Here is an 895-nt window from a genome sequence, read left to right as displayed (position 1 = left end):
CTGAAACCATGCCAATGCGATCAGTGCAATCAGCGCGTATAAAATCAAATAGACTACATCTGCTTGCAATACTGCCGTCAGTACGGTGTGGTGATTGATTAACGCTACAACGCGAAAACCTTTATCCAACAAATGTGTCGCGTACGCGAGGTAGTTTGGTGACAGCAATAATTGGTTATCCGCAAACTCACTTTCGTCACTTTGCGCGGTTAGCTCGCCGTAATATTCGGGCAACGTGTCACCGTATTGGCGAGTTTCAGTCAGTTCATTGATGGCCGTTGGTGAGAGTGGAAACAGTGCGCGATAGCGCCAATCGGGTAGGTTGCTCATAAACACTACGTTGTGTTTGTCGGTCACCAAAACGTCTGCGCCACTTTGTGCAAGGCGCTGTTCCAATTGCTCCAAATTCACTTTTACCGTGATGACGCCGATGACATCGCCGTTCAACCATAGTGGAGAGGAAAAGAAGTAGCCTCGTTTGTTAGAGCGTACACCTAACCCCACGTATTGGGCTGGCTCACCACGACGGGCATTTTTAAAGTAAGGGCGATAACTAAAACTCGAACCGACAAACGTATCCGCCTGTTGATAGTTACTCGAAGCGATAACCAAGCCTGTTTTATCATGGACATAAATGGTATCGGCCAAACTTTGCTTCAGCCATTGCGCCAACAGTAAGTTCAGTTCTGTCGACGGTGCACCTTTCTCAACGGCTTCAAGCAAGCGTGGGTCATGGCTAAGCAAATTGGGAATTTGTTCAAACTTCGCCAGTTCGTAGTCGACTTCTTGTGAGACTTGAGCCGCTTGGCTTTTGAGCTTTTGTTGCCATTGATCGTGTTGATAGCGAGTTGCGTAGTGATGCGTAAGAGCAAGCCCTAAAATGCCGATAAAAAAC

1 protein-coding gene is annotated in these 895 nt (G+C 47.4%); it reads right to left on the bottom strand.

What is annotated here, in order from left to right:
- On the bottom strand, nt 1-888 hold an 888-nt coding region (locus R7Q11_RS25250), incomplete at its 3' end, for a cache domain-containing protein (protein ID WP_318094447.1).
- Nucleotides 889-895 lie beyond the last annotated feature (7 nt).

Source organism: Vibrio sp. 970 (assembly GCF_033339075.1).
The sequence above is the reverse complement of the archived record's forward strand: the minus strand, read 5'-3'. Positions and strand labels throughout refer to the sequence as shown.